The 7,605-nt window shown below is 37.6% G+C and carries 9 protein-coding genes, 1 tRNA gene and 1 pseudogene; 8 read left to right on the top strand and 3 right to left on the bottom strand.

Annotation, left to right across the window (positions count from 1 at the left end; all coding sequences use genetic code 11):
- A pseudogene (locus A9Q93_RS03540) lies at window positions 1–105 on the top strand (methylmalonyl-CoA epimerase); the annotation flags it as partial.
- Between the two features lie 71 nt (window positions 106–176).
- Window positions 177–250, top strand: a tRNA-Ile gene (locus A9Q93_RS03545).
- Window positions 251–557: 307 nt separating this feature from the next.
- Here A9Q93_RS03545 and A9Q93_RS03550 read toward each other — a convergent pair.
- Genes A9Q93_RS03550 through A9Q93_RS03560 form a run of 3 tightly spaced genes read right to left on the bottom strand, consistent with a single transcriptional unit; the run spans window position 558 to window position 1,898 of the window.
- The gene (locus A9Q93_RS03550; protein WP_303686002.1) at window positions 558–812 is read right to left on the bottom strand and encodes a hypothetical protein; all 255 of its coding nucleotides are present in this window, start codon (window positions 810–812) and stop codon (window positions 558–560) included.
- Complete coding sequence (locus A9Q93_RS03555) at window positions 809–1,111, bottom strand: hypothetical protein (RefSeq protein ID WP_303686003.1); 303 nt, start codon at window positions 1,109–1,111, stop codon at window positions 809–811. Before A9Q93_RS03555 ends, A9Q93_RS03550 begins: the two co-directional genes overlap by 4 nt.
- Window positions 1,112–1,136: 25 nt before the next feature.
- Window positions 1,137–1,898: a helix-turn-helix transcriptional regulator gene (locus A9Q93_RS03560; protein ID WP_303686004.1), complete on the bottom strand. Its 762-nt coding sequence runs from the start codon at window positions 1,896–1,898 to the stop codon at window positions 1,137–1,139.
- 324 nt (window positions 1,899–2,222) lie between these two features.
- Between A9Q93_RS03560 and A9Q93_RS03565 the strand changes: the two genes are divergently transcribed.
- The 6 genes from A9Q93_RS03565 to A9Q93_RS03590 all read left to right on the top strand — a co-directional run bounded on the left by A9Q93_RS03565 (window position 2,223) and on the right by A9Q93_RS03590 (window position 7,314).
- Window positions 2,223–2,618 carry a molecular chaperone Tir gene (locus A9Q93_RS03565; protein ID WP_303686005.1) on the top strand — a complete coding sequence of 132 codons (396 nt, stop codon included), beginning with the start codon at window positions 2,223–2,225 and terminating at the stop codon, window positions 2,616–2,618.
- Between the two features lie 11 nt (window positions 2,619–2,629).
- Window positions 2,630–3,343 (top strand): PspA/IM30 family protein, encoded by a 714-nt coding sequence (locus tag A9Q93_RS03570; protein ID WP_303686006.1) that lies wholly within the window; start codon window positions 2,630–2,632, stop codon window positions 3,341–3,343.
- Between the two features lie 2 nt (window positions 3,344–3,345).
- Window positions 3,346–3,555, top strand: a complete 210-nt coding sequence (locus A9Q93_RS03575) for a zinc ribbon domain-containing protein (RefSeq protein WP_303686007.1) — start codon at window positions 3,346–3,348, stop codon at window positions 3,553–3,555.
- 48 nt (window positions 3,556–3,603) lie between these two features.
- Window positions 3,604–4,314, top strand: a complete 711-nt coding sequence (locus A9Q93_RS03580) for an OB-fold-containig protein (RefSeq protein WP_303686008.1) — start codon at window positions 3,604–3,606, stop codon at window positions 4,312–4,314.
- Window positions 4,315–4,413: 99 nt separating this feature from the next.
- Window positions 4,414–6,486, top strand: a complete 2,073-nt coding sequence (locus tag A9Q93_RS03585; RefSeq protein WP_303686009.1) for a flotillin family protein — start codon at window positions 4,414–4,416, stop codon at window positions 6,484–6,486.
- Window positions 6,487–6,699: 213 nt separating this feature from the next.
- Window positions 6,700–7,314, top strand: coding sequence for a transposase (locus A9Q93_RS03590; protein ID WP_303686010.1), 615 nt, complete (start codon window positions 6,700–6,702; stop codon window positions 7,312–7,314).
- Window positions 7,315–7,605: the final 291 nt, after the last annotated feature.

The following is a 7,605-nucleotide window of genomic DNA, read 5'->3' on the forward strand; positions in this document are numbered from 1 at the left end:
AATAAAGAACCTAAACGTGGAGCGGATAATAAATGGGTAGCCTTTGTGCACCCCAAAGGAACAAATGGTGTTTTAGTAGAATTATGTCAAGAAATTGAAGAATAATTTGCGAGTAAGCATTTATAGTTTAAATTTGCAGACTTTTTAGATAAGATATTACCAGCTATTATCTTATTGGGCCTATAACTCAGCTGGTTAGAGTATCTGACTCATAATCAGAAAGTCCCTGGTTCGAGCCCAGGTGGGCCCACTACAAGACCTTAGTTAACGCTAAGGTCTTTTTTATTCTAGATAATTATTAAAATGTCCTTGACTGCATTGCCCAGCTGGGCGAGAAGCCTGTGCCGTGCTTGACTCGGTAAGCCCAGGTGGGCCCACAAAAGCTTCAACATTACGTTGAAGCTTTTTTTATGAATTAAATATTATAATCTTATAAAGAATTTAATTTAGCTTTTGATGAAGTTATAATCATTCTCGACTGCATTCGAAATGATCAGTTCAATTAATTTCGGAATATTTTATTTTAATAATATGCCTCTAAAGTGTCAAGATTTTATTTATAATTCATCCAATTTCAAAATTTGACCGTTTATATTTAAACAAAGGTTTTCAATTTCAAAACCCTTCTTTGTAGTGGAGTCTAATACAGAATAATTTGTTCCCATTTCTGTAGAACTAAATAGTATTGGCAAAGAAAGTAAATCTTCAATTCTATTATTGAGATAATATTTAAGTATCAATTTTTCTTCTTGAAATGATTCTGTTCTTTCTGTAATGGTAATCAAATTAACGTTTTCTAACGAATTACTCACGTAAAAGTCTTTTCTAATTTTCTATCATAAACCAAAGCTTGAAAATGATTAGAAACCATGGGCATATGATTTACTAGCGAAAAAATATATACGTAATCGTTGCTTAATGAATCATCTAACTTTCTAAAAACTTTTTTAGTGGAATTGATTTTTCCATTTGATATTCTAAGGTAAGCACTTTCGGAATTATTAGAACTATATTCTTTTTGTATATCTTCTAATACTTTATATTTAGCGGTGCTACAACTGGTGCAGAGAATTAAAAAGAAAAGACATGTCATTAGTTTTAATGCTTTCATACTTTTAATTTTAAAATATTCAAACCTAATTAGAATTTGAATTTCGAATTTCCCTCATTTGCATCTCTAGCAAAGCAAGTTTATCTTCCATACTGTCTGAAAACTCTGGAATACGTCTAAAAAACACATATCTCACTCGCCACAGTTGCTTTAACGACTTTTTATCGATAGTGATATCCTCAATGTTTTTATGATCGGCACGCAGGACCAGTCCTTTAGAAGTCACATATAGCTTTCTTAATATCAGTTGTTCATCGGTTACCGCAAGAACTATAGTGCCATTATTTAGTTTAGACACCACATTTTTAGGCACCTTTTCTCCTATCACTACATCTTTAGGGTAAAAGCCCTTATCATGCTTCGTCAGCTCCAGATTAGAAACCGTGTATGCGATAAAGTCTTTTTCAGTATTTATAGGTAACGTCAGTTGAGGCAAGTCGGCTAGAAAAGCATCATTATCATAATATTCTAGGTAATCCTCAGCAGTTTTTTCGGTGATGCAAGGCACTTGGGCAAATTGCTCTCTTTCTAACTCTTCTGGCGTTAAAGTAAGCGCATCATTAAACTTTAATAGCTGGTTTACGGTAAGCTCGCTGGTTAAAATATCATCTATAGAAACGCTAAAATAATTAGCAATCTTGATAATCGTTTCTATCTTAGGCTCGCTCCTACCTTCTTCATAAGCTCCTAAAGTACCTCTCTTTAAGCCAAATAGGTCTGCAAATGCCTGCTGACTCAGACTCTTTATACCTCGTATCTTTTTAATATTTTTTCCAAAAAACGACATTTTTTGCTAATTTTATTTGCAATTAAATTATTTTGCGTATATTTACACTAACAATATTAGCAAATACTATTGTGTTACGCTAATTTTTTGAGTATTCTTTCTAGATGGTAACAACAAATAGAAAGAATATATATAATGAAATGTAACTTTTAAAGTAGGCCGTTTTAGAAGTTCGCTTTCGCGAAAGCGAGACCATCAAAGAAGTATTAACCAAAAAACTAAAACATGATACTATTTCTTATTTATATAGTCGATACTGCACTGCATATTTTTGTGGGATAAGAAGTTCATTTTTCGTAATATTAAACCTACCAATAATTAACTATGAACAACTATTTCAATACTATCAAAGAATACCTGTTAGAACTGAATTACGATATCATTAGAGACAATCCAAAAGATGGAATACTAGTGATAGAAAAAGAAAGTGATGGTGTTAAAAATATGATTTTAGGAATTGCTCCACCTATTTTAATAATGGAACAATACATTTTTAAAATCAACAACAAAAATGAAGAAGTTTTCAAAAGTCTTTTACAAAAAAACCGCGACATCATTCACGGCGCATTTGTGCTAGACGAAAGTGGATCTAAAGTCATCTTTAGAGACACACTTCAAATAGAAAACCTAGACCTTAACGAGTTAGAAGGTACTCTTAACTCATTAAGTTTATTAATGAGTGAGTACTCTGATAACATTATCAAATTTTCAAAATATTAAAACATAACGCTATGAACATATTTAAAAGAATATTCAAAATAGGAGAAGCACAAGCTAACAAAGCGGTAGATAATCTAGAAGATCCTATCACCATGACCGAGCAAGGTATACGTGACATGAAAGCAGACCTTAATAAAAGTGTAGAAGCTATGGCGCAAGTAAAAGCACTAGCCATACGTTCTAAAAATGAGCGAGATGAACACGAATCCAAAGCTAAAGACTATGAATCCAAAGCTATGTTGATTCTCAAAAAAGCACATTCTGGCGACATGGCAGTAGAAGAAGCAGATCGTCTGGCTAAAGAAGCACTTGCAAAAAAAGAAGAAGCACAACAACACGCTAACCGTGCGAGTGCTGACACTGAGAAATTCGATAAAAACGTCGCACAGTTAAAGGAAACCATTGAAACCATCAAAGGAAACATCACCAACTGGGAAAACGAACTTAAAACGTTGAAAGCACGTGTTAAAGTAAGTGATGCAACAAAAAATGTCAATAAACAAATGGCAGAACTTGATAGCGCAGGAACGGTGAGCATGCTCGAGCGTATGAAAGAAAAAGTCGCACAAGACGAAGCGCTTGCAGAGGCTTATGGAGATCTAGCTAAGACAACCAAGTCGGTAGACGATGAAATTGATGCCGCAGCAGATATGTCTGAGTCTAAACTGGACGATGACCTAGCAAAGCTTAAAGAGCAATTAGGTATTAAAAAAGATGAGGCATAAGCATGGGCAACATAAATTATAAATGTGTCAAATGCGGTCATCACGATTATGAAACCGGAGAAATGCGAGCTACTGGCGGCACGCTTTCAAAAATTTTTGACGTACAGAACAAGAAATTCTCTTACGTAGCTTGCACTCGTTGCAAATACACAGAATTTTATAAAGCCAGCACAGGAGCATTGAGTAACATCTTTGATTTTTTTACAAGTTAAAGCAACGGCGGATTGCATCCGCCAGTAACCATTAAACACTAACCAACATTGGAAAACTATTTCAACATATTATTCTCTGAAGTAAACATCACACTTACCGTGTTGTTAATCATTCTTATACTCTACTGGCTTGCCACGATGATTACGGGAATTGATTTTGACCTAGACGTGGATGTAGACATAGACGTAGATATCGATGCAGATGTAGATCTAGACACCGGTATTGAAGGAGGAAATATGGATTTCCAGGACGTTGCAAATGCTGAAGTTGATCGTGAGCACGTAGTAAACAAACGCACTCGTAAACTCAAGTGGTGGCAAGTCTTTTTGATCTATTTCAATTTTGTAGGATTGCCATTCATGTTCACGTTTACCTTTTGGATTTTCCTGTGGTGGATGATTTCTGTCCTCACAACATCAATCACCGGTAGTTATGACAACACATTCGGTTTTGTAATCGTACTTGCGGCGTTTATACCAGCGTTAATACTGACTAAAGTAATCACCACGCCTTTCAAATCATTTTTCAAAAATTTGAATAAAGATGGAGACAAAGCAGTAGACTTTTTAGGTCGTGAAGCCTTACTTTTATCTTCCATTTCTGGAGATAAATTAGGAAATGCAGAGGTCATGGCAGATGGTAACGTGATGAGTATCTATGTAAAGTCACTCGATGGATCAGAATTACGCTTTCGCGAAAGCGTGCTCATCATTAAACGATCCGATGATAAGAACTATTTTTTAGTGAGTAAAGCTTAGATAGTAGGCAAATGTTATTTGCCTACTCCATGAATAGTAACCGCGGATCGCATCCGCTTTCAAAACAACTAAACAAACAACAAAAACCAAACAAAAACTATGGACGGAACATTAGGAATCATTGTAACAGGAGTAGGTATTTTTCTATTTCTTGTAATTGTTTACTTCGCTATCATCGCGATGTTTTACAAAAAAGTACATCAAGGACAGGCGCTGGTGCGTACTGGTTTTGGAGGTACTAAAGTCGCAACAGATAAAGGACTTTATGTAGTACCAGTATTCCACCGTGTGGAAACCATGGATATTTCTGTAAAGAAAATCCAGATTGAGCGTATGGGCGTAGAAGGACTGATCTGTAAAGACAACATGAGAGCCGATATTAAAGTAGCGTTTTTCGTGCGTGTCAACAACGAGGTAGAATACATTAAAAAAGTGGCACAAACCATAGGTGTACAACGCGCTTCTCGCATTGAGACCTTAGAAGATCTTTTTGAAGCAAAATTCTCTGAGGCATTGAAAACCGTAGGTAAAAAGTTCCAATTCATTGATCTCTATGAAGCCCGTCGTGAGTTCCGTGATGAGATTGTGGACATTATCGGTACAGACTTAAACGGTTATACACTAGAAGATTGTGCGATTGACTTTTTAGAGCAAACCAGCGTTTCTCACCTAAAAGCAGATAATATTCTGGATGCTGAAGGTATTAAGAAGATTACTGACCTTACAGCAGCCCAAAACATCAAGGCTAACCTCATCAAGCGCGATGAAGAGAAAACCATCCGCAAGCAAGATGTAGAAGCTCGTGAAGCGATTCTTGAACTAGATAAGCAACTGGCCGAAAAAGAAGAGCAACAAAAACGTGAGATTTCAAACATCAAATCACGTGAAGAAGCTGAGACACTTAAAGTAGCTGAAGAAGAACGTTTGAAATCAGAAACCGCTCGCATCGCTACCGAAGAAAAAGTAAAAGTAGCCGAAGAAAACATGCAACGTCAAATCATCGTTGCAGAAAAGAATAAGCAACGTACTGACGCTGTAGAAACAGAACGTGTGGAAAAAGACCGCATGTTGGAATTGACCGAAAGAGAACGAGTGGTAACGCTGGCTCAAATCGAGAAAGAGAAAGTAGTAGAAGTTGAGAAAAAGAACATTCAAGATGTCATTAGAGATCGCGTGATTCTTGAAAAAGGTGTGGTAGAAGAGCAGGAAAACATGAAAGATATTGAGGCTTTCAAAACTGCAGATCGTGTTAAACAGGTTGCCATCACTAACGCTGAAGCCAAAGCACAAGATGATTTGATTAGAGTGACTAAGGCTGCTGAAGCATCTAAACAAGCTGCCATTCAAAAAGCTGAAGAAATCAACATAGAAGCACTTGCTCATAAAGAAGCTAGTGAAAAAGAAGCAGACGCACGTAAGATTCTTGCCGAAGCACAAGCTAAAGAAGAAGCAACTGTAGGTTTATCTGAAGCACAAGTAATGCACGCAAAAGCTGAGGCAAGCGAACGTCAAGGTATTGTAGACGCACTCATCATCCAGAAAAAGGCAGAGGCTGAAGCAAGCGGTATCGCTGCAAAAGCAGAGGCTAAACGTAAGGACGGACTTGCAGAGGCTGAGGTAATCAAAGAAAAAGCCCTTGCAGATGCTGCCGGTATCGAAGAGAAAGCTGAAGCAATGAAGAAACTAGATGGTGTAGGTAAAGAACATGAAGAGTTTAAACTACGTCTAGATAAGGAACTTCAAGTAGATCTAGCACAAATCAATATCCAGAAAGATATTGCAGACGCGCAAGCCCAAGTAATAGGAGATGCATTAAAAGCGGCTAAGATTGATATCGTAGGTGGTGAGACCATGTTCTTTGAACAAATCATTGGTCAGATCACTAAGGCCAAAGGTTATGACAGACTCGTAAATCATTCTGAAACTGTATCTGAAGTAAAAGATGCCATTCTAGGAAGTGATGACGTAAAAGGAAATTTACTGGATAAAGTAAAGGACTTTGCAGACAAGTATAACATCAGCTCTGAGGACATCAAGAACCTGAGTATCGCAAACATTTTGAACAACCTACACGGTAAATCAAATGATGGTGATGAGAAAAACATGCTGAGCAACTTGTTGAACATGGCTAAGGGAATGGGACTTTCTGGGAAAAAGCTGGGAGATATCTAAACAACCAACCAGTAAGGGCGGATCGCATCCGCCCAATACTGTAAAAAGACGCATGCAATGCGTCAACAACACGCATGCAATGCGTCAACAACACGCATGCAATGCGTCAACAACACGCATGCAATGCGTCAACAACGCGCATGCAATGCGTCAACAACGCGCATGAGATGCGTCAACAACGCACATACAATGGGTCGAACAAGCTAAGCTAGTATGAAGCAACATAATCGTAAATCAATACGTCTCAAAGGACATGACTACACATCAGTAGGAAGGTACTTTGTAACTATTGTAATACGTAATCGGTTGCATCTATTTGGAAAGGTGATTGATGAAAAAATGATACTCAATAAATTTGGAGAGATTGCGGCTAAAGAATGGCAGCAAACAATAAATTTAAGAGACAACGTATCCCTGGGAGCATTCATGATCATGCCAGATCATATTCATTTTGTCATTCATATAGAAGAACAAAGAATACAAAAGGAATACACGGCAGAAGAGTTGGAACGCAGAGCAGGAGCAGTTGCAGGAAAACACATGAATAAGCCAGGTTCTTTAGGAGCAGTAGTCAGAGGATACAAAGGTGCTGTGACCAGACAGGTTTTAAGTATCATATCAGAAAATCAGGATAATGAATCGACCTTGAAAGATGACGAACTTGTAGATATCTATAATCAACTGAGAACTGAAAAAACCATATGGGTACGCAACTATAACGAAGCTATCATCAGAACTCAAAGACACTATGACAATGTAACGAGATACATCAATGATAATCCAAAGAAGTGGGATGAAAATCTAAAACAGAAACTGTATCTAGACTGATGAGATGGCGGATGCGATGCGCCGAGATGCAAGGGCAGTCGCATCCGCCCCACGCACTGAGAAGGCGCATGCGATGCGCCCCAACACTGAGAAAGCGCATGCGATGCGCTACTAACTAGAAATCAATGGCAGAACAAGATAAAAAAGACACTACCCAACTAGATTCAGGAACCTACGAGATCATCCAGAGCCGTTTGCTCAAGCAAAAGAATGACTTGCAGCAACGACTTAATGAGCTTAATGAAGAACGTAAAAAGGTCTTCGGTTCTCTAGAAACACGACTGATTGCAA

The sequence above is a fragment of the Nonlabens dokdonensis genome (assembly GCF_002162835.1).
In the GTDB taxonomy this organism is placed as follows: Bacteria; Bacteroidota; Bacteroidia; order Flavobacteriales; family Flavobacteriaceae; genus Nonlabens; species Nonlabens dokdonensis_B.